The 23,024-nt window shown below is 60.3% G+C and carries 19 protein-coding genes; 6 read left to right on the plus strand and 13 right to left on the minus strand.

The genetic code is table 11. From position 1 onward, the window contains the following. The first annotated feature begins 24 nt into the window (after window positions 1-24). The gene (locus AC13RM_RS28540) at window positions 25-279 is read left to right on the plus strand and encodes a type II toxin-antitoxin system Phd/YefM family antitoxin (protein ID WP_440479413.1); all 255 of its coding nucleotides are present in this window, start codon (window positions 25-27) and stop codon (window positions 277-279) included. Beyond that, window positions 279-689 (plus strand): type II toxin-antitoxin system VapC family toxin, encoded by a 411-nt coding sequence (locus AC13RM_RS28545; protein ID WP_440479414.1) that lies wholly within the window; start codon window positions 279-281, stop codon window positions 687-689. The genes AC13RM_RS28540 and AC13RM_RS28545 overlap by 1 nt, the downstream gene beginning before the upstream one ends. Here AC13RM_RS28545 and ung read toward each other — a convergent pair. The 5 genes from ung to AC13RM_RS28570 form a co-directional block, all read right to left on the minus strand. Continuing rightward, a complete protein-coding gene (ung, locus tag AC13RM_RS28550; RefSeq protein WP_488555955.1) occupies window positions 683-1,384 on the minus strand; it encodes a uracil-DNA glycosylase in 702 nt (233 codons plus the stop codon). The genes AC13RM_RS28545 and ung overlap by 7 nt on opposite strands. Before the next feature lie 361 nt (window positions 1,385-1,745). Beyond that, a complete protein-coding gene (locus AC13RM_RS28555) occupies window positions 1,746-2,513 on the minus strand; it encodes a hypothetical protein (RefSeq protein WP_488555956.1) in 768 nt (255 codons plus the stop codon). Beyond that, window positions 2,510-3,127 (minus strand): hypothetical protein, encoded by a 618-nt coding sequence (locus tag AC13RM_RS28560; protein WP_488555957.1) that lies wholly within the window; start codon window positions 3,125-3,127, stop codon window positions 2,510-2,512. The genes AC13RM_RS28555 and AC13RM_RS28560 overlap by 4 nt, the downstream gene beginning before the upstream one ends. Window positions 3,128-3,436: 309 nt before the next feature. Further along, a complete protein-coding gene (locus AC13RM_RS28565; protein ID WP_488555958.1) occupies window positions 3,437-5,884 on the minus strand; it encodes a GcvT family protein in 2,448 nt (815 codons plus the stop codon). Window positions 5,885-5,893: 9 nt separating this feature from the next. Continuing rightward, on the minus strand, window positions 5,894-6,772 hold the full coding sequence (locus AC13RM_RS28570; RefSeq protein WP_488555959.1) for a phosphotransferase: 879 nt from the start codon (window positions 6,770-6,772) through the stop codon (window positions 5,894-5,896). Between the two features lie 312 nt (window positions 6,773-7,084). Here AC13RM_RS28570 and AC13RM_RS28575 point away from each other — a divergent pair, with 312 nt between their 5' ends. Continuing rightward, window positions 7,085-7,894 carry a DeoR/GlpR family DNA-binding transcription regulator gene (locus AC13RM_RS28575; protein ID WP_113229936.1) on the plus strand — a complete coding sequence of 270 codons (810 nt, stop codon included), beginning with the start codon at window positions 7,085-7,087 and terminating at the stop codon, window positions 7,892-7,894. Between the two features lie 21 nt (window positions 7,895-7,915). Here AC13RM_RS28575 and AC13RM_RS28580 read toward each other — a convergent pair whose 3' ends face one another. Next, window positions 7,916-8,797 (minus strand): LysR substrate-binding domain-containing protein, encoded by an 882-nt coding sequence (locus AC13RM_RS28580; RefSeq protein WP_374815586.1) that lies wholly within the window; start codon window positions 8,795-8,797, stop codon window positions 7,916-7,918. Between the two features lie 116 nt (window positions 8,798-8,913). Here AC13RM_RS28580 and AC13RM_RS28585 point away from each other — a divergent pair, with 116 nt between their 5' ends. After that, window positions 8,914-9,936, plus strand: coding sequence for a YeiH family protein (locus tag AC13RM_RS28585; protein WP_488555960.1), 1,023 nt, complete (start codon window positions 8,914-8,916; stop codon window positions 9,934-9,936). A 26-nt stretch (window positions 9,937-9,962) separates the two neighbouring features. Here the strand turns inward: AC13RM_RS28585 and AC13RM_RS28590 are convergent, their stop codons facing one another. The 6 genes from AC13RM_RS28590 to AC13RM_RS28615 all read right to left on the minus strand — a co-directional run bounded on the left by AC13RM_RS28590 (window position 9,963) and on the right by AC13RM_RS28615 (window position 20,322). After that, the gene (locus tag AC13RM_RS28590; RefSeq protein WP_374815590.1) at window positions 9,963-11,732 is read right to left on the minus strand and encodes a bifunctional diguanylate cyclase/phosphodiesterase; all 1,770 of its coding nucleotides are present in this window, start codon (window positions 11,730-11,732) and stop codon (window positions 9,963-9,965) included. A 145-nt stretch (window positions 11,733-11,877) separates the two neighbouring features. Further along, window positions 11,878-13,662: an IlvD/Edd family dehydratase gene (locus AC13RM_RS28595; RefSeq protein ID WP_374815635.1), complete on the minus strand. Its 1,785-nt coding sequence runs from the start codon at window positions 13,660-13,662 to the stop codon at window positions 11,878-11,880. A gap of 7 nt (window positions 13,663-13,669) precedes the next feature. Next, window positions 13,670-14,554: an NAD(P)-dependent oxidoreductase gene (locus AC13RM_RS28600; protein ID WP_374815592.1), complete on the minus strand. Its 885-nt coding sequence runs from the start codon at window positions 14,552-14,554 to the stop codon at window positions 13,670-13,672. A 276-nt stretch (window positions 14,555-14,830) separates the two neighbouring features. Next, a complete protein-coding gene (locus tag AC13RM_RS28605) occupies window positions 14,831-18,028 on the minus strand; it encodes an efflux RND transporter permease subunit (protein ID WP_374815594.1) in 3,198 nt (1,065 codons plus the stop codon). 120 nt (window positions 18,029-18,148) lie between these two features. Next, window positions 18,149-19,339, minus strand: coding sequence for an efflux RND transporter periplasmic adaptor subunit (locus tag AC13RM_RS28610; protein WP_285173049.1), 1,191 nt, complete (start codon window positions 19,337-19,339; stop codon window positions 18,149-18,151). 170 nt (window positions 19,340-19,509) lie between these two features. Then, a complete protein-coding gene (locus AC13RM_RS28615; protein WP_113229929.1) occupies window positions 19,510-20,322 on the minus strand; it encodes an alpha/beta hydrolase fold domain-containing protein in 813 nt (270 codons plus the stop codon). Between the two features lie 231 nt (window positions 20,323-20,553). Here AC13RM_RS28615 and AC13RM_RS28620 point away from each other — a divergent pair, with 231 nt between their 5' ends. After that, complete coding sequence (locus tag AC13RM_RS28620) at window positions 20,554-21,465, plus strand: LysR family transcriptional regulator (RefSeq protein WP_440479064.1); 912 nt, start codon at window positions 20,554-20,556, stop codon at window positions 21,463-21,465. Window positions 21,466-21,518: 53 nt separating this feature from the next. On the opposite strand, the gene AC13RM_RS28625 is transcribed toward AC13RM_RS28620, so the two are convergent. Beyond that, entirely contained in the window at window positions 21,519-21,977 is a 459-nt protein-coding gene (locus AC13RM_RS28625; RefSeq protein ID WP_440479065.1) for a carboxymuconolactone decarboxylase family protein, read from the minus strand. A gap of 134 nt (window positions 21,978-22,111) precedes the next feature. Between AC13RM_RS28625 and AC13RM_RS28630 the strand changes: the two genes are divergently transcribed. Then, the gene (locus tag AC13RM_RS28630; RefSeq protein WP_374815599.1) at window positions 22,112-22,996 is read left to right on the plus strand and encodes a sigma-70 family RNA polymerase sigma factor; all 885 of its coding nucleotides are present in this window, start codon (window positions 22,112-22,114) and stop codon (window positions 22,994-22,996) included. The last annotated feature ends 28 nt before the right edge of the window (window positions 22,997-23,024 follow it).

Raw genomic sequence — 23,024 nt, forward strand, 5'->3', positions numbered from 1 at the left:
ACAGTCTAGCTAGCGAGGATTTCGATGAATTGGCCGTTGCAGGATGCAAAGAACCAGTTTTCAAAAGTCGTGCAGAAAGCTCGCAGCGAGGGACCGCAAACCGTCACCTTGCGCGGCGAACCTGCGGCGGTCGTCCTGTCTGCCGAAGACTACGATGCGCTTCTGGCTGGCAAACCAAGCCTTGCCGATGATTTGCTGTCAGGGCCGGCTTGGGACGACGAAATGGCTGAGGCCGTATCTAAACGAGATAAAACGCCAAGTCGGGATGTCCTTTTCTGATGTATCTGGTCGATACCAACGTCGTCTCGGAAATCCGGCGCGGTAATCCCCAAGCGATTACGTGGCTGCGCTCGGTCGATCCCTCCACCATCTATCTGAGTGTCATCACACTTGGAGAGATCATGCGTGGGATTGCGCTCAAACGAAAATCGGACCCGCGTACTGCAGCACATCTGGAGGAATGGTTGCGTAAGCTCCGACACGACCATCGCAATCGCATTCTTCCGATTAGCGATCAGATTGCCGTCGAATGGGGCCGCATCGCGGCACAGCGGCCACGTGGTGACGCCATTGGGCTCATCGCGGCAACGGCGATCGTTCATGATCTCATCGTCGTCACTCGCAACATCGGCGATTTCGACGACACCGGCGCTTTAATCGTCAACCCCTGGGATCAGGCGCCTTACTGAGCATCCGGATTGCTCGGCAGCGCCCAGTCGATCGGATCCCGGCCATGCGCGACCAAATAGGCATTGGCCTTGGAGAAATGCCGGCAGCCGAGGAAGCCGTTATGAGCCGATAACGGCGAAGGATGTGCCGCCTTCAGCACCAGATGGCGTTCGGTATCGACAAAGGCAGCCTTCTTCTGCGCGTAGGAACCCCAGAGCATGAAGACGACGCCATCGCATTCGTCGTTGACTTGGCGGATGACGGCGTCGGTGAAGCGCTCCCAGCCCTTGCCCTGATGCGAGGCGGCCTGGGATTCCTCCACCGTCAGCACGCTGTTGAGCAACAGCACGCCCTGTTTCGCCCAGCTTTCGAGAAAGCCATGGCGCGCCGGCGGAATGCCGAGATCGGTTTCCAGTTCCTTGTAGATATTGACCAGCGACGGCGGAATGCGCACGCCGGGGCGCACGCTGAAGCAGAGCCCATGCGCCTGCCCGAAGCCGTGATAAGGATCCTGCCCGAGAATGACCACCTGCACCTCGTCGAGCGGCGTCAGATCCAGCGCCCGGAAATACTCGCTGCCACGCGGGAAGATCACCTTGCCGCGCTGCTTCTCCTCGACAAGAAAGGCCTTGAGCTGCTGCATGTAGGGGCTTTCGAACTCGGGAGACAGCGCCTCTTTCCAGCTCTCCTCCAGCTTGATGTTCGCCTCGGCCATCGCCCTTCGCCTCCGTCAGTAGTCAGCATGTCGATTGAGGATGAAAGCGCCGGCGTGTCAAGAAAATGGCGGACGCCGCGGTGGGGAGATCACAGTTTTTGAAGTGCGGTGTAAGTAGGTCCGATATTTGTGGCAAAGTGCCAATGGCAACTTTCGGCCCGAAGTGGACTTTCGTTGTCTAATGATAAGGCTGCATTAGCGTCGGCCGTTAGATGTGCCGTTGGCCGCCGCTCGAAGCACACGTTCACTAAACTTCCGCACAAGAAGTGCCGGTGGCCGGAAAGCGGAATTCGACAACTCGTTGAATTGCTAGGCTGCGGAGCCCTGATGTGACAGTTTCAGCTGCGGGCGACAAAGTCGCTTAAATCGCGAGCGAAATGTTCGTTTCCACGTACCGCACGCCCACCGGAGAGAGCACTACAGAGTCCGACTTAGCGTCGAAGTGTATAAGGTCCGCTTTGTGAGCCGCCTTTAGGATATTTGCGCGGAACCGAGATGCGTTACCATATTCGATAGATTGCAAAATGTCCTTTACCGCCACTGCACCCGACGAGCCGTAGACGAGCACAAGCATCTTGTCCCTCGCGCTTAAGCCTATGCCCAATACACGGGTAGTTTCACCTACACGCCACAATAGCGGCACTTCCCGTTCTGTCAGCGCTTCAACAATTGAAGTCGCTTGCTCAGGAGAAACAGAGTGGAAGATGCGCACCAACTCCGCCACGATCCACTTGATCATACCGTAGACAACTGTGGCATCCATGTGGTTCGGGTCTACATCCGCACCAACGTGCCCGACATTCCGGTTGTTGCGTATCTCGTATAGCGCCACGAGCATACGAGGAATCTGGATTCGCACTGATCGCGGAAAAGTGGTGGCCTGCTCTAGCGCTGCGCATGCCGCGACCATGTTCTTTGGCTTAGCTGGCGACGCTGGAAATTTCCCGTCCACATATCCCTTGAGGATGCTGTAGACAATCTCACAAAGCTTGCCTCCGTTCAATTCAGCAGGCTCCCATCGAGACTCTCGATAGTGCCGTGCGAGCTTATTGAACTCTTCGAGAAGAGGTTTGCGAAGGCCGTCCGATATGCCACTGAGCGCACCTACTGCTGACACGCCAGCCGTCACTTTTTCTTCGCCTTTGGTGATGAAGGAAGCTCATGCTCTACGAAATTTCTGCCGGTCGGCGTAATCTTGATGCTGTCAAGATTACTTGTATCCAGTGTGCCTTTGCGTGACGAGGTTATCCGAAGGCTAGCTGAGACATCGCCTGGCTCACGCCAATTTTTCATAAGCCTAAAGGCAGACCCGACATGGCTAACGCTTACTGCCGGAAGCTCCGCGATCTCCGAAAAATAGTATACGACGACCACATATTTATCCTCGTTGGATGCCGGTTGCTTCTCTTCGACAAAAGCCTCAAGCGATTGCTTCCCGCTCGGGCGCAGATCAAGATCTTTCAGGAAGGTCCAACTCGGTTGTTTACCCTTTGTCGCTTTACGTGCCCTGCCATTGTTGTTTGCTACGGAAGCTGACTTCTGCGCTTGGGGTGCAGGAGGTTGCTCGGGCTCAGGACCCACAACAGGTGCGTGGCTCTGCTTGACGCTATGTCGTCGCCCCTCAAAGGCTGCCACTAGAGCTGAGAAGGCTTCATGCTGTACTGCTTCAGACGTGAACGCGTTCACTGCCTTCGCAATCGCATCCATCCGCGAAAGCAACGCATCGAGGTCATCTTGGGCCATAGTACCAATTACCTAAATTATCCAGAGCGGGAAATTTTACAGTAATTTGGCTGTGATTCGGCGCGAAGGCAAGTGCAGCGTGCGCTAACGGAAAGCAATATCCTAGGGATTTACACGTCGCCGATTACCTTGAGACTTATGCTGCAGGTTTGTAAAGTCGACATTCTCAAAGGTTATAAGGGATAAATCATGTCGATGTTCCCTCCGGCCCAAAGTCCACTTTTGACGATCCAGCCGAGGCGGTTGTTCTAGGGAGTGCTGGTGACATTGCTACAGAGCTCTGTTGATTTTCCCAAGACCACTTCATAATCACCCCTTGATCCGCACCATCTGCGGATCATAAAGCGGCTTCAGCGACACCTTGCACGGCACGCGGCTCTGCGCGACATCCAGCTCATAGCGGCCAGAAAGCACGAAATCCTCCGTTACGCCGCCGGGATTGCGGACATAGCCGTAGCCGATCGCCTTGCCGATCGTGTAGCCGTAGCCGCCGCTCGACAGCCAGCCAACGCGCTGCCCGTCGCGATAGATCGTCTCGCGGCCGAGAAGGACGATCTCGGGATCGTCGGGTACGAAGCAGGCGAGCATCTTCTTCACGCCCGAGGCCAGCTGCCGCTCGATCGCCTCCCTGCCGCGGAATGCGATGTCCTTCTTCGTCTTCACCGCCCAGGCAAGCCCGGCTTCGATCGGCGTATGATCCGGCCCGATATCCGAACCCCATGCACGATAGCCCTTCTCCAATCGGCAGCTCTCGATAGCGCGATAGCCAGCATTGATAAGACCGTATTCGCGACCAGCCGCCATCAGCACGTCATAGACGCTAGTGGCATATTCCACCGGCACATGCAGCTCATAGCCGAGTTCGCCGACATAGGTGATGCGCAGTGCCCTGACGGGGCAGCCGGCAATGCCGACGGTCTTCACCCTGCCGAAGGGGAACGCCGCGTTCGAAACGTCGGCCGAGGTCACGGCCTGCAATATCTCGCGCGACTTCGGCCCCATCAGCGACAGCACGGAATAGGCCGAGGTCACATCCACCAGTTCCGCATGCATTTCGGACGGAATGTTGCGGGCGATCCAGTCGAAATCATGGGTGGCGAAGCCGGTACCGGTGGTGATGTAGAACTCGTTTTCGGCAATGCGGGCAACGGTGACATCGCATTCGATGCCGCCCCGGTCGTTGAGCATCTGGGTATAGGTCAGGGCGCCGACAGGCTTGGCGACGTCGTTGGAAGCGATCCATGAGATCGCCGCCTCGGCATCCCTGCCCTTCAGCACGAATTTGGCAAAGGAGGTCTGGTCGAAGATGACAGCCGCCTCGCGCACCGCCTTATGCTCCCGGCCGACAGCATCGAACCAGTTCTGCCGTCCATACATATACTCGTCCTTGGGCTCCTCGCCGGCGAAGAGATCGGCAAACCAGTTCGGCCGCTCCCAGCCGAGCTTTTCCCCGAAGCAGGCACCCTGTGCCTTGAGCCGATCATAAAGCGGCGACTTGCGGCAAGGGCGGCCGCTCGAATGCTCTTCGAACGGCCAGGCCATGGTGTAGTGCTTGCCGTAGGCCTCCAGCGTGCGGGTGCGCACCCAGTCGGTATCGAAATGCGGGCGGCCGAAGCGCCTGATATCAACGGGCCAGAGATCATAAGGCGGCTCGCCCTTGGCGACCCATTCGGCGAGCGCCATGCCGGCCCCGCCCGCCGAGGCGATGCCGAAGGCATTGAAGCCTGCGCCGATGAAGAAATTCCTCAACTCCGGCGCCTCGCCGAGAATGAAATTCCCGTCGGGCGTAAAGCTCTCCGGCCCGCAAAGCAGCTGCTTGACGCCGGCCGTCTGCAGCGCCGGCACGCGCACCAGCGCCTGCTCCATGATCTGCTCGAAATGATCGAAATTGCTGTCGAGCAAGGTGTAATGGAAATCTTTCGGGATGCCATCGAGCGCCCAGGGGATGGGATTAGGCTCATAGCCGCCCATGACCAGCCCGCCGACCTCTTCCTTGTAATAGGTAAGCCGATCCGGATCGCGCAGAGTCGGAAGGTTGGACGGCACGCCGAAGGATTCGGTGATGAGATATTGATGCTCGACCGAGACGAGCGGCACGTTGACACCGAAGCGGCCGGCAAAGGTCCGCGTCCACTGCCCGGCGCAGACGACGACACGCTCGCATTCGATGCGGCCTTTCTCGGTGATGACGGCGCGAATCCGGCCCTTGTCGATCTCCAGATCGAGGACTTCGGTATCCTCGAAGATCGACACACCGCTCATGCGGGCGCCCTTTGCCAGCGCCTGGGTGATATCGGAAGGATTGGCCTGGCCATCGGTCGGTAAGAAGGCGGCGCCGACGAGGTCGTCGATATCCATCAGCGGCCAGAGATCGAAAGCCTCCTTAGGCGTCAGCAGATGCATCTGCAGGCCGAAGGACTGTGCCGTCGTCGCCTGACGCTTCACCTCCGTCCAGCGCTCTTCGTTGCAGGCAAGGCGCAACCCGCCATTCATCTTCCAGCCGGTAGCAAGCCCCGTCTCCGCCTCGAGCTTCTTGTAGAGATCGACGGAATAGCCGAGCATCTGCGTGATGTTGGCGCTGGTGCGCAGCTGGCCGACGAGACCGGCGGCATGGAACGTCGTGCCCGAGGTCAGCTTCTTGCGCTCCAGAAGCACCGTATCGGTGAAGCCGAGCTTGCCGAGATGGTAGGCCGTCGAGCAACCGATGATGCCGCCGCCGATGACGACGGTCTTTGCGGTAGCAGGCAGTTCCTTCATCGTGTCACCTCAAGAATTGCGAAAATCCTGCCAAGCGCGCTCGAAGCGCCTGAGATTTTCAGCTGTATAGGAAGAATAATCGAAATCGATGTCGGAATGGATTTCCGACACCATGCTCCACATCGTCTCGCGCAGGAGCGAGGCGCATTTCATCGCCTGATAGCGCCGGCGCAGATCGTCACCGACGGGAGCCTCGAAATAGGCCTCCAGCATCGCCTCTTCCTGCGCTTCCGAGAATTCATTGTTGGAGGCAAGGCCACCGAGATCGAAAAGCGGCGTGTTGAAGCCGGCATAATCCCAATCGATCAGCCAGAGCCGCTTGCCGTCATCGAGGAAATTCGCCGCCAGCAGATCGTTGTGTCCGAAGGCGATTTCGAAAGGACCGGCTTCGCGTTCGAGCCGTTCGGCAATCTCCAGAAAGGAAGTCAGCAACGGGTTGTGGCGACTGCCGCCGGCCTCCAGCAGAGCCGCATAATCCCGGACCACATGAAAGACCCAGAAGATAGCCGCCGGTCCGCGAAAATGCCGGGCGACGTCCCGATGACAGGACCGGACGAGCGGCACGACGCGGCTCATCATTGCCGGCTTTCTTATATCATCGGCCGATAGCGGTTTTGCATCGATATAGTCGAGCACTAATATGCCAGGCTCATGATGGATCACGGCAGGCGAAAGACCGGCAGCATGGGCGGCCCTGCTTGCGGCCACCTCATTGGTACGGCTGATATGGTGAACGGGAATGTCCGATCCGAGCCGCACGACGAAGCGGCGGCCATCATTGCCGACCAGATAGTTGCGATTGGTAATGCCGCCCACCAGCGGTTCGATGTCGATCGGCCCGCGCCAGATGCTGAGAGAATGTATCCTGTCTTCCGCTGTCGCAGTCATTCCCCCTCCGGTCCTGCTGCTGAGCATCTTTCAGATGTGAAAGGTTCCCCACAAACGTAAGGCTGTCAAGAACCGCCCCACAAAATGAAACGGATATTTGGTTTTTTGTTGGAATCGAGCAACCATCTCCAATCGGATGAGCTATGGATATCCTAAAGACTGCGCTTCACCGTAGGTGAGATTTGTCTTAAAAACTCAGGCGCGAAGCAACCGGATAAGGGCTGCGTGCATTAAGGCTTGCGCCAGCAACGGAACCGGCCAGTCGAAAGCCATGCAAGTTTGGGATCAATACCCTCAATAGGATCAGGAACCATGCCGGGCACATCCCAGCCACCGCTGCACTCCAACCATCGCGAGCGCGAAATTCTCGAGGAATTGCGGTTAGCTGGCGGCGCCAGCCGCATCCAGTTCTTGGCCGAACGGCTCGGCGTTTCCGAAGAAACCATCCGCCGCAACATCCGCAGCCTGGAGGCCAACGGGCTTGTGACCAAGGTGCATGGCGGGGTCCATATCAAGGACTCGATGATCGAGCCGCCGCTGCATCTGCGCATGAACGAAAATGCCGAGGCCAAGCGGATGATCGCCGCCTCGGTCGCCGCCATGATCGAGGATGGCGATGCGCTCTTTCTCGATGTCGGCTCGACCACCGCCTTCATCGCCGTCGCGCTGCAGAAGCATCAGAACCTCTTCGTCGTCACCAACGCCGTCGCGGTTGCCCATGCGCTCGCGACCCGCAATGGCAATCGCGTCTTCTTTGCCGGCGGCGAACTGCGCGGTCACGATGGCGGCACGTTCGGCATGGAAGCCGCCAATTTCCTGCGGCGCTTCAATGTGCGCCACGCCATCCTCTCGGTCGGCGCCATCAACGCCGCCTCGGGCTTCATGCTGCATGATCTGGAAGAAGCGGAGTATTCGCGGGAGGCGGCTAGCCGCGCCGAAAACCGCATCGTCGTCGCCGATAGCGCCAAATTCGGTCGCAGCGCGCCGATCGTCCTCAGCGAACCTGCGACCTACGACGTCCTGGTCACCGACGACACCCCACCGGCCGATATTCGCGCCATGCTGGAGCGCAACGAGATCAAGCTCGTGATCGCCAACCGACAACGGGACGAACGACGGTAACAGGACCGTCAAATCAGGCACTTAACCTTTGCACATCGCCTCAAGCGTCAGTGCCGCCTTGCTCGCGTGGCGCTCCTTATGGCGTAGCAGCCGGAAGCTCCGGACCGGCAGATCGAATGCCGCCCGAACCAGCAGCCCCTGCCCGAAATAGGCACTTGCCGCAGCACTGGAGACGGCTGCCGCACTTTGGCCGGCGCAAACTGCCGATAGCACTGCCTCATTCGAAGGGAGAACGAGCGCAACATCGAATTCACGCGGCGAAGCCCCGAGCCTGGCAACGGCATTCTCGAATTCGGAACGCGTGCCCGACCCCTCTTCCCGCATCACCCAGGATGTGCCGCTTGCAAGGTTGGCGGCGGTGAGCTGCCGACCATCGGCCCAGGGATGATGCGGCGGCACGACGATGACGAGCGCATCCTGTGCAACAATCTTCATCGACAGCGCCGGCGCATCCACTTCGCCCTCGATGAAACCCAGTTCGGCCGCACCGTCGATAACGGCTTCGGTTACGGTTCGCGTATTGCCGATCGTAAGATCGAGCTCGATACCGGGATAGTCGCTATGAAACCGCATCAGCAGGGGCGGCAGCCAGTAGCTGGCGATGGTCTGGCTGGCATAGAGGCTGAGGCGGCCGCGCTGCAGCCCGCCCAGTTCCGAAAGCATGAGTTCGGCTGAGCGCACACGCGCAAGAGTCGCCCTTGCTTCTCCCAGGAAGGATCGGCCCGTCTCCGTCAGCTCGATCCTTCGACCGACGCGATGAAACAGCTCCACGCCGTAATAGGCCTCAAGGTTCTTGATCGCAGAGCTGACGGCGGATGGCGTCAGGTTGATGGCTTCTGCGGCATTGGTCAGATGTTCTCGCTCGGCGACAGCGACGAAGATTGCAAGTTGCTCGAAGGTCATGGGAAATCATTCTAATTTATCGAATGAAACATAGGATAATATTCGATGGATGTCGACATCGGTAGGTGAGACTTTCCAGCCGTCACCAAATCACAAGAAACGAATGACGGCGCCCCATGTCCATCGCTCAACGAACAAACAAGATCGTTCCCGGCCTCGCACTCACCTCGGGCGTCGCCCTTCTGGCCTATGCTGCGGAGCATGTTGAGGTGGGCCTCCTTGGTGGCCGGTGGATCGAAAGCCTGGTGCTTGCCATAGCCCTCGGCATCGTCGTCTGCACGATCAAGCCGCTAAAGCCCGCGATGAAGCCAGGCATCGATTTCAGCGCAAAGTTTCTTCTGGAAATCGCCATCGTCCTTCTCGGCGCCTCCATCAGCCTTTCGTCGATCCGCGGCGCCGGCGTCTGGCTGATTGCCGGCATCGCCATCGTCGTCCTGCTGTCAATCACGGCCACCTATCTCATCGGCCGGGCGCTCAGCCTGCCGCCGAAGCTCGCGACCTTGATCGCCTGCGGCAACTCGATCTGCGGCAATTCGGCAATCGTGGCCGTTGCGCCCGTGATCGAGGCCGACTCGCAGGAGATCGCCGCAGCGCTTGCCTTTACCGCCGTCCTCGGCATTGCCGCCGTGTTTCTGCTGCCGCTTTTCTATTTCCACTTCAGCATGAGTGTGCCGCAATACGGAACCCTTGCCGGATTGACGGTCTATGCCGTGCCGCAAGTATTGGCAGCGACCGCGCCCGTCGGCCTGCTCGCTGTCCAGACCGGCACGCTCGTCAAGCTCGTCCGCGTCCTGATGCTGGGCCCGGTCATCTTCCTGCTCGGCATCATCACCAAGACGGAGGCGACAGGAACGGATGGACGCGGCGGCCATCACCATTCTCTGGTCCCCTGGTTCATCTGCGGCTTCCTGGGATTGATGGCGCTGCGCTCCTTCGGGCTAATCCCGGATACGCTGGCGGCACCGATGGAAACTGTTTCCGGCATTTTGACCGTCATCGCCATGGCCGCACTCGGCCTGTCGGTCAATATCCGCTCCGTCGCCCATGCCGGCGGTCGGGTGATTGCCGCAGCGACGCTATCGCTATTGACGCTGGGCGCCATCAGCTACGGTCTGATCCTCGCCCTGCAGATTCAGTAGCATCCGCCGCAAAGATTGGCCGAGGATCAACTCAGGCTCGATGCCTCGGCTGATTTCAGCAAAGCCGCGGTCTCGCTTTCGCAAGAAGGATAGCCGATGGCATAGCCTTGAAGCTCGTCGCAGCCGACCTCGGCGAGAACGCGCGCATGATCCTCTGTCTCGACCCCTTCGGCGACCACCTCGACATTCAATGTGCGTGCGATTTCGATGATAGAGCCGACGAGGCGACGCTGCTCCTCAGACACCGTAACCGCAGTCACCAGCTGACGGTCTATCTTCAGCCGCTTCGGTTTCAGCTTGACGAGACCGATCAGCGAAGCATGACCAGAGCCGAAATCATCGATCTCGATATCGATTCCCATCTCCTTGATACCTGCGATATTGGCAAGCACGGCCTCGTCGGGCTCATCCAGAAAGATGGTCTCCACCAGCTCGAAGGCGATGGCGTGGCGCGGTATTCTGAGCGCCTTCAAACCGTCGATCAGGTCGGGATCGGCAAGCCGGCGACCAGAGATATTCACAGCAATACGCGGCGGTGAAAGGCCCTGCGAAACCCAGGCTGCCCGATCCGCCAGTGCGCGCTTCAACACGGCCGCATCGATCTCCGCGGTAAATCCATATTCATCGGCGACCTTGAGGAAGGCCACGGGGCTCAGCAATCCCCTTCCCGGATGCCGCCAGCGTGCCAGCGCCTCCAATCCGACGATGCGGCGGCTCTGCGCATCCACCTGAATCTGATAGAAGGGCTCGATCTGCCGCAGCACTGGCGCCAATCGCAACTCGTCGGCTAGGCGGCGTTCTGCATGCAGATCGGACTGGAGCTGCGGCGTGAAGAACTCCACCCGGTTGCGGCCGAGTTTCTTGGCCTGAAAAAGGGCGACATCGGATTCTGCCAGCAGATTGCCTGCGCCGCTCGTCTGGCCTATCGCCACGCCAATGGACGCGCCGATCTTCAGCATCTCGTTGCCGAAACGCACTTCGCGACGCAATCGCGATAGAATATCGCCGGCGATCGCCTGAAGTCTTTCGACACTGCCGATATTGACCAGCACGGCCACGAACTCGTCGCCGCCGATGCGGGCGACGATGTCATTGGCCGTTATCGCTCCGGAAATGCGGGCGGCAGCGCTTTGCAATGTGGCATCGCCTGCCGCATGACCCCATTTGTCGTTGATCTCCTTGAACCCATCGAGATCGATATGGAGGATCGCAAGAGTCCCGATAGACGCATCGTTGCGCAACTCGGCCAGACGCCGGTCGAAATAGCGGCGGTTTGGAAGGCCCGTGAGATAGTCGTGATCGGCGGCATGTTCTATTCGCGCGCGACTGTGCTCCAATGCAACGGCACGCGCTTCGGCGATCGCTTTTTGACCACTCAGCTCGCGATTGAGCAGGACGTCGGCGGTGACGTCCCATTCCGCGCCGATGAAAGAAGGCGCCCCGTCGGCATCCTCATAATAATGCGCGCGCGAGCGCAGATGACGCACCTCGCCTCCGGGCAGGATGATGCGGAACTGGGAATTGTAGAAACCCTTCCTGGCCAGCGCGACATCGAAGTCGCGGATAGCCCCTTCGAGGTCCTCGGGATGCAGCGCATTCATCCAGACGTCTGACGAAACCCGGTGCTCATGAAGTCCGGTCCCGTAGAGCTTGTGCATCTGCGAGTCCCAGAGCAATTCCTGCTCGTTGACATTATGCTGCCAGACACCGATTTGAGACGCCTCCAGCGCCAGCTCCAGCCTCCTCAAAAGGTCCTGGAACTCTTCTTCGCTTCGTCCTGATGTCGTCTCTGCCAAAGAGCACTACCCCCTTCGGAAACTGAAGAGACCAACTAATCGCAGCCAATTATAGTTGCACTACTCCCTTTCGCGAACTTTAATGCCTGCGCAAGCTACCCAAATTAATAGCAGCACTGCAATCCCTGCCAACGGCCGGCGCCTCTCAATGGTTGTGCCGCGGCGGATTGGCAGCGATGCCGCGGAAATCGGCGGCGCCATCCAGCACGGCTCCGTCGGAAAGCTGCGTGACCGAACGGCGATAGATGCGCTGCCATGGCGTCGCATCCGGCGGCACCGCCGGAATGCCGTCGCCCTTGCGACGCGCGATCTCCGCCTCGTCCACCAGCATGTCGCAGCGCCCCTGATTGAAATCGATGCGGATGATGTCACCGGTCCTGAGCCAGGCAAGGCCGCCGCCAGCCGCACTTTCCGGCGAGGCATTCAAAATGGAGGGGCTGTCGGCTGTGCCAGATTGGCGCCCATCGCCGATCGTCGGCAAGCTCTTGATGCCCCTTTTAAGAAGATGATCCGGCGGCTGCATGTTGACGACTTCGGCCGATCCCGGCCAGCCGATCGGTCCGGCGCCGCGAATGACGAGAATGGTCTTTTCGTCGATGCCGAGATCGGGATTGTTGATGCGCTTGTGATAATCCTCGGAGCCGTCGAAAACGACCGCCCTGCCCTCGAACACGCCTTCGTGGCCCGGCTCCTGCAAGTAGCGGCTGCGGAACTCCTCTGAGACGACGCTCATCTTCATGATGGCGAAATCGAACAGATTGCCTTTGAGCACCAGGAAGCCGGCGCGCTCCTTCAGCGGCTCTGCGAAGGGGCGGATGACCTCGCGATCTGTCGCCTCCCGGCCCTTCAAATTCTCCGCCATCGTCCGGCCGGTCACCGTCGGACAGCTGCCATCCAGCTTGCCGGCCTGCAGCAACTCCCACATGATGGCCGGAACGCCGCCGGCACGATGGAAGCGCTCGCCGAGATAGGCGCCCGCCGGCTGTACATTGGCAAGCAGCGGAATGTCGAAACCATGCACCTGCCAGTCGTCGGGATGGAGCTCGACGCCGGCGTGCTTGGCCATGGCGGCCAGATGCGGCTGCGCATTGGTCGAGCCGCCGATCGCGGAATTGACCCTGATGGCATTGAGGAAAGCCTCGCGCGTCAGCACATCCGAGGGCTTGATATCGGCAAGAACCAGCTCGACGGCTCGTCGTCCCGTGCGGTAAGCCATCTGTCCCCGCTCGCGATAGGCGCCGGGAATGGCGGCACAGCCGGTGAGCGACATGCCAAGCGCTTCCGCCATGGCATTCATGGTGGAAGCCGTTCCCATCGTATTGCAATGGCCGATCGATGGAGCCGAGGCGAGAGACGCCTCCATGAACTCCTCCTCGTCGATCTCGCCTGCCGCCAGCTTGCGGCGCGAGCGCCAGATCACCGTGCCGGAGCCGGCAAGCTCGCCTTCATGCCAACCGTCGAGCATAGGTCCGCCGGAGAGAACGATCGCGGGAATATTGACTGTCGAGGCCGCCATCAATGCCGATGGCGTGGTCTTGTCGCAGCCGGTCGTCAGCACGACGCCATCGAGCGGATAGCCGTAGAGCACTTCCACTAGGCCAAGATAGGCGAGATTGCGGTCCAGCGCCGCCGTCGGCCGTTTGCAGTTCTCGAAGATCGGGTGCGTCGGAAACTCGATCGGGATGCCGCCGGCATCGCGAATGCCATCGCGCACGCGCTTGGCGAGATCGAGGTGATGGCGGTTGCAGGGTGTCAGGTCGCTGCCGCTTTGGGCGATGCCGATAATCGGTTTGCCGGACCGCAATTCCTCCGGCGTGATGCCGTAATTCATGAAGCGCTCGAGATAGAGCGCCGTCATATCGATATGATCCGGATTGTCGAACCAGTCCTGCGAACGCAGTCGACGCTTGGATGCACCCTGATCGCTCATCTCTTCCTCAAGCCTTTCCTCGGGCATTCTTGTCTTCCAGATGCTGTAGCAGGCCGCTGTGATCCTGCTCGCCGCCGCCGTTTTCGACGAATTCGGCAAACTCGGCTCGGACGGCTTCGGTCAACGGCAGATGAAGCGACAGGTTCTGCGCCGCCGCCAGCACCGTATCGAGATCCTTCAATTGATTGCGGGCTGTGCCGCCAGGCTCGAAGTTGCGTTCGATCATGCGCTGGCCATGCAGCTCCAGAATCCGGCTTTCGGCGAACCCGCCGCGAATAGCGTCACGAAAAGCCTCGCGCGAACCGCCCCCGGCCTCGACCAGCAGCATCGCTTCCGCAACGGCCCCGATGGTTACGGCGACAATCTGCTGGTTGCCGAGCTTTGCAAGCTGGCCTGTCCCGCTCGGACCAACACGGGTTACGCGCCCGAGAGGCGCCATGATATCGCGCACGCTGTCGATGACGCCGGCATCGCCGCCAGCCATGATCGCGAGCGTTCCGGCAGCCGCCCCCACCACGCCACCGGAGACCGGCGCATCGATGTGTCGGATACCGCGCTCGGCAAGTTTGAAGGCATGTTCACGGGCAACGGCCGGCGATATCGAGCTGTTGTCGATAACGATCGCGCCAGCCTCCAGCACATCGGCCACGCCGCTGCCGAACAGGACTTCGCCGACAGCTCCGCCATTCGTCAGCATTGTGAAAAGCACCGCGGCTCCCCGCGCGGCCTCTACCGCCGTATCTGTGACGGTTGCGCCATCGGCAGCCAGAGGTTCCGCCTTGCTGCGATCGCGATTCCAGACGGTCACGGCAAACCCGGCGGCCAGCAGACGCCGCGCCATAGGCGCACCCATCAATCCCGTGCCGAGAAAGGCGATCTTCCTGCCGCTCATAGACTATCCTCCGAATGCAACGCACCAACCCCGAGATTATATGCTATCGCCCTTTAAGTCCTTGCGCCAACGGGCCGCTCCTCATGCCCGATGTACGTCAATCAAATCATCCAAGAGCTTGATAAACCTATGGTGCCAGCATGCAAAGAAAATCGGCGACCTAGCCGAAAATTCTTCGACCCTGAATCCGGAATAGGCCGCAGATAAAGAAAAGGGCGGGACCTTTCGGTCCCGCCCCTGGCCTGTCGAGGACTGGAGGTCGATTCGGCACGGCCTCTATTCGGCGGCGATCGGGAGTACCTCCGCCGAATGTTCGTTGTCGTTGTGGTGATGCTGCTTGAGCGGACGATTGCCTGTCAGCCTGCGGATCAACACGTAGAACACCGGGGTCATGAAGATGCCGAAGAAGGTCACACCAATCATGCCCGAGAACACCGCGATACCCATGGCGGCGCGCATCTCGGCACCGGCACCGGTCGAGGTGACCAACGGCACGACACCCATGATGAAGGCCATAGAGGTCATCAGGATCGGGCGCAGACGCAGGCGGCTGGCTTCGATCGCAGCCTGAACCGGCGTGCGGCCCTCGAATTCCAGCTCGCGGGCGAACTCCACGATCAGGATCGCGTTCTTTGCTGATAGACCGACGAGCACCACCAGGCCGATCTGGGTGAAGATGTTGTTGTCTCCACCCGTGAGCCAGACGCCGGTCAGCGCCGCCAAGACGCCCATCGGCACAATCATGATGATGGCGAGCGGCAAGGCCAAGCTCTCGTATTGGGCGGCCAGCACAAGGAAGACCAGGAGCAACGCCAGCGGGAAGACGACGACGCTGGAATTGCCGGCCAGGATCTGCTGGTAGGTCAAATCCGTCCATTCGAAGTCTATACCGGGCGGCAACGTCTCATGCAGAATCTTCTCGATCGCTGCCTGTGCCTGGCCTGACGAGAAACCGGGCGCCGGGCCGCCATTGATGTCAGCTGCCAGAAAGCCGTTATAGCGGTTCGTGCGTTCCGGACCCGTCGTGGCATCCACCTTCAGCAGGGCTGAAAGCGGGATCATCTGACCCGATGCCGAACGAACCTTCAACTGGCCGATATCTTCCGGCTGAGCGCGGAACTTGGCATCGGCCTGCACGCGGACGCTGTAAGTCCGGCCGAAGGCGTTGAAGTCGTTCACATAGAGCGAACCGAGATAGATCTGCAGCGCCTGGAAGACGTCGGTGACGGAGACCCCGAGCTGCTCGGCCTTGGCGCGGTCGAGATCGGCAAAGAGCTGCGGCACGTTGATCTGGAAGCTCGAGAAGATGCCGGTGAGTTCCGGTGTCTGGTAGGCTTTGCCGATCACTGCCTTGGCCGCCTGATCGAGCGCCTGGTTGCCGAGACCAGCGCGATCCTCGATCTGCAGCTTGAAGCCGCCCGTCGTACCGAGACCGTTGACCGGCGGCGGCGGGAACATGGCGATGAAGGCATCCTGAATGGCGCCGAACTTCTGGTTCAGTGCCATGGCGATCGCCCCGCCCGAAAGGTCCGGCGTCTTACGCTCGTCGAAGTCCTTCAGCGTCACGAAAACGATGCCCGCATTCGAGGAATTGGTGAAGCCGTTGATCGACAGGCCCGGGAAGGCGATCGCATTGGCGACGCCCGGCTGCTTCAGCGCGATATCAGTCATGCGCTTGATCACGCTTTCCGTACGGTCGAGGCTTGCAGCATCCGGCAACTGTGCGAAGCCGATCAGATACTGCTTGTCCTGCGACGGCACGAAACCACCTGGAACCGTTGTGAACAGGCTATAGGTCGCTCCCACCAGCGCGAGATAGACCACCATGACGATGCTCTTGCGCGAGACCAGACGGCCGACACCCTTGCCGTAATATTTCGAACCGGCTCCGAACGCCCGGTTGAAGCCGCGGAAGAACCAGCCGAAGACCGCGTCCATGACCCGCGTCAACCGATCCTTCGGCGCATGATGGCCCTTCAGGAGCAGAGATGCCAGCGCAGGAGACAGGGTGAGCGAATTGAAGGCCGAGATGACGGTCGAGATGGCAATCGTCAGCGCGAACTGGCGGTAGAACTGGCCGGACAGGCCGGAGATGAAGGCGAGCGGCACGAAAACCGCGACGAGGACCAGCGCGATCGCGATGATCGGACCGGAGACTTCCTTCATGGCCTTGTAGGTGGCGTCTCGCGGGCTGAGCCCGCTCTCGATATTGCGTTCGACGTTCTCAACCACCACGATCGCGTCGTCCACGACGATACCGATCGCCAGCACCAGGCCGAACAGACTAAGCGCGTTGATCGAGAAGCCGAAGACATACATCACCGCGAAGGTGCCGATGATCGACACCGGAACGGCGATCAGCGGGATGATCGAGGCGCGCCATGTCTGCAGGAAGAGGATGACGACGAGGACGACTAGCGCGATGGCTTCGAGCAGCGTGTCGATCACCTTCTCGATCGAGGCGCGGACGAATTTCGTGGTGTCATAGACGATCTCGTACTTAACGCCCGCCGGCATGGCCTGCTGCAGCACGTCCATGGTCGAGCGCACGTTGTTCGCGATCTCGATCGCGTTCGAACCGGGCGCCTGGAGAACTGCGACGGCGACCGCCGGCTTGCCGTCGAGCAGCGAACGCAGTGTGTAGTCTTCCGCACCGAGCTCGACACGAGCGACGTCGCGAAGGCGGGTGATTTCGCCATTGGCGCCCGTCTTGACGATGATGTTGCCGAACTCCTCAGGTGTGCGCAGGCGGCCCTGGGCATTGACGTTGAGCTGCAGATCGACGCCCGGCCGGCTGGGTGAGGCACCGATGATGCCAGCCGCAGCCTGGACGTTCTGGGAGCTGATCGCATTGCTGATGTCGCTGGCGGCAAGATTATGCTCGGCCGCCTTCTGCGGATCGATCCACACGCGCATGGAATAGTCGCCGGCGCCGAAGACCTGCACCTGCCCAACGCCTTCGATCCGGGCGAGCCGATCCTTGATATTCAGGGTCGCATAATTTCGCAGATAGGTGATGTCGTGGTCGGCCCCGTCCGAGACGAGGTTGACGACCATGATGAAGTCGGGCGAGCTCTTGACGGTCGTGATGCCGAGGGCACGGACTTCCGTGGGTAGGCGCGGCTCGGCCTGCGAAACGCGATTCTGCACGAGCTGCTGCGCCTTGTCCGGATCGGTACCGAGCTTGAAGGTAACCGTCACGTTGAGAACGCCGTCTGATGTCGCCTGGCTGGACATGTAGAGCATGCCCTCGACACCGTTGATCTGCTCTTCGAGCGGCGTCGCCACCGTTTCGGCGATGACGGTCGGGTTGGCGCCCGGATAGGTGGCGCGCACGACAATCGACGGGGGCACGACCTCTGGGTATTCGGAGATCGGCAGCGCTCTGAGGCCGATCAGGCCGGCGACCACGATGAGGACCGAAAGAACACCGGCAAAGACCGGGCGGTCGACAAAGAATCTGGAGATGTTCATATCAAAGCCCCCTCTGGGGTGAGAACGGATACAAAATTCCTGTCCGACGATTTGAGAGCCGTCGGCGGATCATGTGATTTCGGAATGTCGGCCTTCTGCCCGCGGGCAGAAGGCGAAGTCTTACTGAGCGGTCGCGACCTTCTCTGCCAACTGCGGTGCGACGACTGCACCGGGACGGATGCGCTGCAACCCGTTGACGACGATCTTTTCGCCAGGTTTCAAGCCGTTCTCGATCACTCGCTGGCCATCGACCAGCGATCCGAGCTGGACCTGCCGGTAATTGACCTTGTTCTCGCCATCCACAACGAAGACGAACTTTTTGTCCTGGTCGGTGCCGACTGCACGGTCGTCGATGACGATCTTGTTCTCGGCCTTCGGCTGGCCCATGCGGACCCGCACGAACTGGCCTGGGATGAGACGACCGCCCGGATTATCGAAGACGGCGCGAACGCTGACGGTGCCGCTTGCTGCGTCGACTTCGTTGTCGATCAGCTGCAATTTGCCCTTGATCGGCGTGCCATTGTCGCTTGCCGTGCCGACCTGAACCGGGATCTGCTCGACGGGCGGAACAGCGCCGCCGGTTGCCGGCAGCTCGGCCAGAGCCTGCGTTACGGTCTGCTCATTGGCGCTGAAGCTCGCATAAATCGGATCGACCGAAACGAGCGTCGTCAACGCCGGCGACGACGAACCGGCGGCCACGAGATTGCCGACGGTGACGGCGATCTTGCCGACGCGGCCGGCGATTGGGGCACGGACCTGCGTATAGTCGAGGTTCAGCTGCGCGGTCTGAAGGGCTGCCTCCGCAGCCTTCAGATTGGCCTCTGCCTCGGCAGAGTTGCTGGTGCGGGTATCCATGTCACTCTGCGAAATCGTCTTGTTGTCGAAGAGTTTCCGGCCGCGATCGACTTCGACCTTGGCGAGATCGAGCTTGGCTTTTGCTGCCCCGACCTGGGCTTGAGCTTGGGCAACAGCCGCCTCATAGGGTGCCGGATCGATCGTCACCAACAGGTCGCCTTGCTTCACCAGGGCGCCCTCGCGGAAATGCACCGATTGAATCGCTCCGGCGACACGCGGCCGGACCTCGACACGGTCGATGGCTTCCAGACGGCCGGAAAATTCCTGCCAGGGTGTGATGTCACGCGGCTCGACGGCCGCAACCGTAACGGGGATAGCCGGCTTTGCGGCCGGGCTCGCCGCCTCTGTTGCCTGCGCGCCGCGCGGCAGCTCCAGATAGAAGGCCCCACCAGCAACAGCCGCAGCAACACCCATGCCGGCGCCCCACAGGGCCCAGCGCTTATCGTTGGACTTCATGTCAGTCTCTCCTTTGGCCCCGTCTTGGGATACGGGACCTCAAATTCCTATCGTCTCAACAAAATCAGGGGCCGAAGCACCGCGCATCCGCGTGACCATCGCTCCGGTCTCATGCCTTCGACATCAGCCCAATCCGCGCTCATCCCTCGCGAACAGGATCTCCTAGTCGATCAAGCCTGCACGTCTTCGACAAAACCCTTGAAACAACAACAGATATCCTGCTGCCATGAAGGTCTGTCCTTCGACTGCCCGCCATAGAGGGTGGGCCAGCCTGTCCCGGCGGGAAGGACTTGCTGGCGAACACGGACGCCAGCTGCTTTCAGCCGACTGCCGTATTCCATGCTCTCGTCGCGGAGCGGGTCGTCCTCGGCCGTGAGCACCAATGCCGGCGCGAGGCCCGAAAGCCGCGAACAGTATCGAGGCGCTGCATAGGGGTGACAGACACCGCCCAGGAAACCCAGGTAACGGTTCCAACCCTCCGTCCAGCGCTCGCGCATGCCGCTTTCCTCCGCCTGGAGGAAAGATTTCGATCCCATGAAGGGATCAAGCAAAGGCGATATCAAAACCTGTCCGTCCAACGAACCCGGCATCTGATCGCGCGCCTTTAAAGCGACGCCCGCTGCAACATTGCCACCCGATTCCTCACCGGCGACAAACAGCAGCGATTTTTTCGCTCCGCCCAGCGCAAGCATGTTCCGCTTGTTGCTGAGGTAGGCGAGAAGCCCGTAGGCGCATTCCAGCACCTTCGGAAAAGCATTCTGATTGCAGCTAGTATAATCCGCCGCAACTACGATGGCTCCGGCCTCAGCGAGGCTTGCCGCCACCGGCCTATTGGTCGCGTGACAGGTATCGAGAAAGGCGCCGCCGTGCAGATAGAGCACAAGGGGCGCCGCCTTCTTCAAACCTTCACCGTTGTAGATCCGCGCTTCCACCGGCCCCGTAGGCACGTTTTCCAGCACAACATCTTTCCACGGCGCACTCATCGACCCAAATCCCTGTCTGTTCGAGTGAATATGATGATGCAGCAACCGTTTAGCATGCTTCACAATCATATTCTCGATAATGCGGCTTTCAGCGCCCCCGTGCCGCATTGCAACAATCTTGAAAAGAACATATTGTTATTCCGCTTCGAGAATAAGTAGCCTATATTCGATCAGACTATTCACCATTACAAACAATCGACCTCTTTTCATCGGGTCGAGGGACATCATGGAATGGACCAGTTATCAGCAATGCGGGCATTCGCGCGTGTGGTGGAGACGGGTAACTTTACCCGCGCCGCAGCCGCCCTCTCCATGCCGAAAGCGACGGTGACGACGCTCATCCAGTCGCTGGAGGCGCATCTGCACGCAAAACTCCTCAACCGCACGACCCGACGCGTCATGGTGACGACGGATGGTGCGCTCTATTACGAGCGTGCCATTCAGATCCTCTCCGAGATTGAGGAGCTGGACGGCAGCATCAGCAATTCGCAGAGCCTGCCAAGCGGCCGCCTGCGCGTGGAAATGGCCGGCGCCTTCGCCGAAAAGATCGTCATGCCGGCGCTTTGCGATTTCCATCAGCGCTATCCGGATATTCATATAGATCTCGGCGTCGGGGACCGGCTGGTCGACTATCTGGCCGAAAATGTCGATTGCGCATTGCGTGCCGGCATGCCGAGCGACCAGTCACTGATCGCCCGTCGTGTCGGCGAGATCCATCTCGTCACCTGCGCCGCTCCGCTTTACATCGAGAAGCACGGCATCCCGGAACGGCCGGAGGAGCTGGAAACCAGTCACTACGCGGTCAGCTATTTCCGCGCGCAAACCGGCCGCACGATTCCTTTCCTGTTCGAACGCGGCAACGAGTCGCTGGAAATCACTCCGCGCTACATCCTCTCGGTCAATGACAGCCGCAGCTATCTGCAAGCAGCCATGACCGGCCTCGGCATCGCGCAGGTTCCCAGCTTCATGGCGCGGGATGCCCTCGCCAAGGGCGACCTCGTGCCCGTCCTCTCCGGCTGGAGCCGGCCGACGCTGCCGATGCACATCGTTTATCCGCCCAATCGACACCTGAGCAACAAGGTGCGCGTTTTCGTCGACTGGCTGGCGAAGCTGCTGGCAACCTCGCGGGTCGGCGAAGCTTGAGACGCACACCACCTTCTTCTCTCTGTGAAGAAGGTGGTGCCGATTGCGAACAATCAGTTCCAGGAAGCGCCTGCCTGCTGACGAACCGTCGAGTTCAGTCGGTTCCACACATTGTCGATCGCTATTGCAATGATGAGGGCGGAGAGCGCCTTTTCGTCGTAGTGTCTTGAGGCCTCGTTCCAGATTTCGTCTGTGACGGCATCCGGCCGGTCGGCAAGGCGGGTGACGGCTTCCCCAAGTGCCAAAGCGGCGCGTTCGGCATCGGAAAAGTAAGGCATTTCGCGCCAGGCGGAGACGCCGACGATGCGCTCCATGGTCTCGCCATCTTTCTGCAGCTTGCGAAAGCCCATGTCGGTGCAGACGCTGCAGCCATTGATCTGGCTGACCCGCAGATGCACGAGATCCATGATGTTTTCCGACAAGCCGCGATCTTTAATCGAATTGCTGACGGCCAAGAGCGCCTGCAGCGTTTCGGGCAGAACGAGGACTGGGTTCTTCATACGAGCTTGCATAATTCTTTCCTCTGGTTGTGAGAGCCCTGTTGCGGCTCATCTCCCGACGATGCACTTTCCCGCCGATCCGATGTCACACCGGCCGGATTTCGTTCGTCATGGGTTTGACGGATGAGGACGAGGAGATGTGACCGATGGACGAAAAAAAGTGGCAGGCAGAGAAATTCGAGGCGAACCGGCCGCATCTGCGCGCCGTCGCCTACCGCATGCTCGGCTCGCGCACCGAGGCCGAAGATGCTGTGCAGGAGACGTGGCTGCGCCTTGTCCGGAGCGACACATCGGAGATTGAAAACCTCAGCGGCTGGCTGACGACTGTCACAGCGCGCATCTGCCTCGATCTCCTGCGGTCGCGCAAATCCCGTCGCGAGGAGCCGCTGACCATCCATGTTCCCGAGCCGATGGTGGTGCATGAGGCTGGCAACGGCACCGACCCGGAACAGGATGCCTTGCTCGCGGACTCCGTCGGCCTCGCCCTTCTGGTCGTGTTGGAAAAGCTGAACCCGGCCGAGCGGCTTGCCTTCGTCCTGCACGATATGTTCGACGTCCCCTTCGATGACATTGCCCCGATTCTGGGACGCACGACGGTCGCGACACGCCAGCTTGCAAGTCGCGCCCGCCGCCGCGTGCAGGACACGCCAGCAACGACGGAGGCCGATCTCACCCGGCAGCGCCACGTCGTCGACGCCTTCTTCACGGCCTCGCGTGACGGCGACCTGCAGGCGCTGCTCGCCGTCCTCGATCCCGAAGCCGTCTTCCGTCCGGATGCGGTTGCCACCCGCATGGGGGCGGCCGGCGAAATCCGCGGACGTATGGATGTCGCCAAGACCTTCCAGGGCCGTGCGCAGGGAGCCCGGCTGGCGGTCATCAACGGCGCGGTCGGTGCCATCGTCGTCATCGGCAGACAGCTACGCGTCGCCCTTCGTTGCACCCTCAATGCAGATGGCATGATTACCGTCATCGATGCGATGGCCGATCCGGAAGAACTGCGCAAGCTGGAGATCGTTTTGATTGAAACCTGAGATTAGAGCAATTCCAGGAAACGTGCGC

This window comes from Martinezella sp. CNPSo 3732, assembly GCF_057784515.1.

What these genes read in the sequence shown, in the direction of transcription:
- AC13RM_RS28540 (WP_440479413.1), top strand. Translation starts at nt 25, where the DNA reads ATGAATTGGCCGTTGCAGGATGCAAAGAACCAGTTTTCAAAAGTCGTG.
- AC13RM_RS28545 (WP_440479414.1), top strand. Translation starts at nt 279, where the DNA reads ATGTATCTGGTCGATACCAACGTCGTCTCGGAAATCCGGCGCGGTAAT.
- ung (WP_488555955.1), bottom strand. Translation starts at nt 1,384, where the DNA reads ATGGCCGAGGCGAACATCAAGCTGGAGGAGAGCTGGAAAGAGGCGCTG.
- AC13RM_RS28560 (WP_488555957.1), bottom strand. Translation starts at nt 3,127, where the DNA reads ATGGCCCAAGATGACCTCGATGCGTTGCTTTCGCGGATGGATGCGATT.
- AC13RM_RS28565 (WP_488555958.1), bottom strand. Translation starts at nt 5,884, where the DNA reads ATGAAGGAACTGCCTGCTACCGCAAAGACCGTCGTCATCGGCGGCGGC.
- AC13RM_RS28570 (WP_488555959.1), bottom strand. Translation starts at nt 6,772, where the DNA reads ATGACTGCGACAGCGGAAGACAGGATACATTCTCTCAGCATCTGGCGC.
- AC13RM_RS28575 (WP_113229936.1), top strand. Translation starts at nt 7,085, where the DNA reads ATGCCGGGCACATCCCAGCCACCGCTGCACTCCAACCATCGCGAGCGC.
- AC13RM_RS28580 (WP_374815586.1), bottom strand. Translation starts at nt 8,797, where the DNA reads ATGACCTTCGAGCAACTTGCAATCTTCGTCGCTGTCGCCGAGCGAGAA.
- AC13RM_RS28585 (WP_488555960.1), top strand. Translation starts at nt 8,914, where the DNA reads ATGTCCATCGCTCAACGAACAAACAAGATCGTTCCCGGCCTCGCACTC.
- AC13RM_RS28595 (WP_374815635.1), bottom strand. Translation starts at nt 13,662, where the DNA reads ATGAGCGATCAGGGTGCATCCAAGCGTCGACTGCGTTCGCAGGACTGG.
- AC13RM_RS28600 (WP_374815592.1), bottom strand. Translation starts at nt 14,554, where the DNA reads ATGAGCGGCAGGAAGATCGCCTTTCTCGGCACGGGATTGATGGGTGCG.
- AC13RM_RS28605 (WP_374815594.1), bottom strand. Translation starts at nt 18,028, where the DNA reads ATGAACATCTCCAGATTCTTTGTCGACCGCCCGGTCTTTGCCGGTGTT.
- AC13RM_RS28610 (WP_285173049.1), bottom strand. Translation starts at nt 19,339, where the DNA reads ATGAAGTCCAACGATAAGCGCTGGGCCCTGTGGGGCGCCGGCATGGGT.
- AC13RM_RS28615 (WP_113229929.1), bottom strand. Translation starts at nt 20,322, where the DNA reads ATGAGTGCGCCGTGGAAAGATGTTGTGCTGGAAAACGTGCCTACGGGG.
- AC13RM_RS28620 (WP_440479064.1), top strand. Translation starts at nt 20,554, where the DNA reads ATGGACCAGTTATCAGCAATGCGGGCATTCGCGCGTGTGGTGGAGACG.
- AC13RM_RS28625 (WP_440479065.1), bottom strand. Translation starts at nt 21,977, where the DNA reads ATGCAAGCTCGTATGAAGAACCCAGTCCTCGTTCTGCCCGAAACGCTG.
- AC13RM_RS28630 (WP_374815599.1), top strand. Translation starts at nt 22,112, where the DNA reads ATGGACGAAAAAAAGTGGCAGGCAGAGAAATTCGAGGCGAACCGGCCG.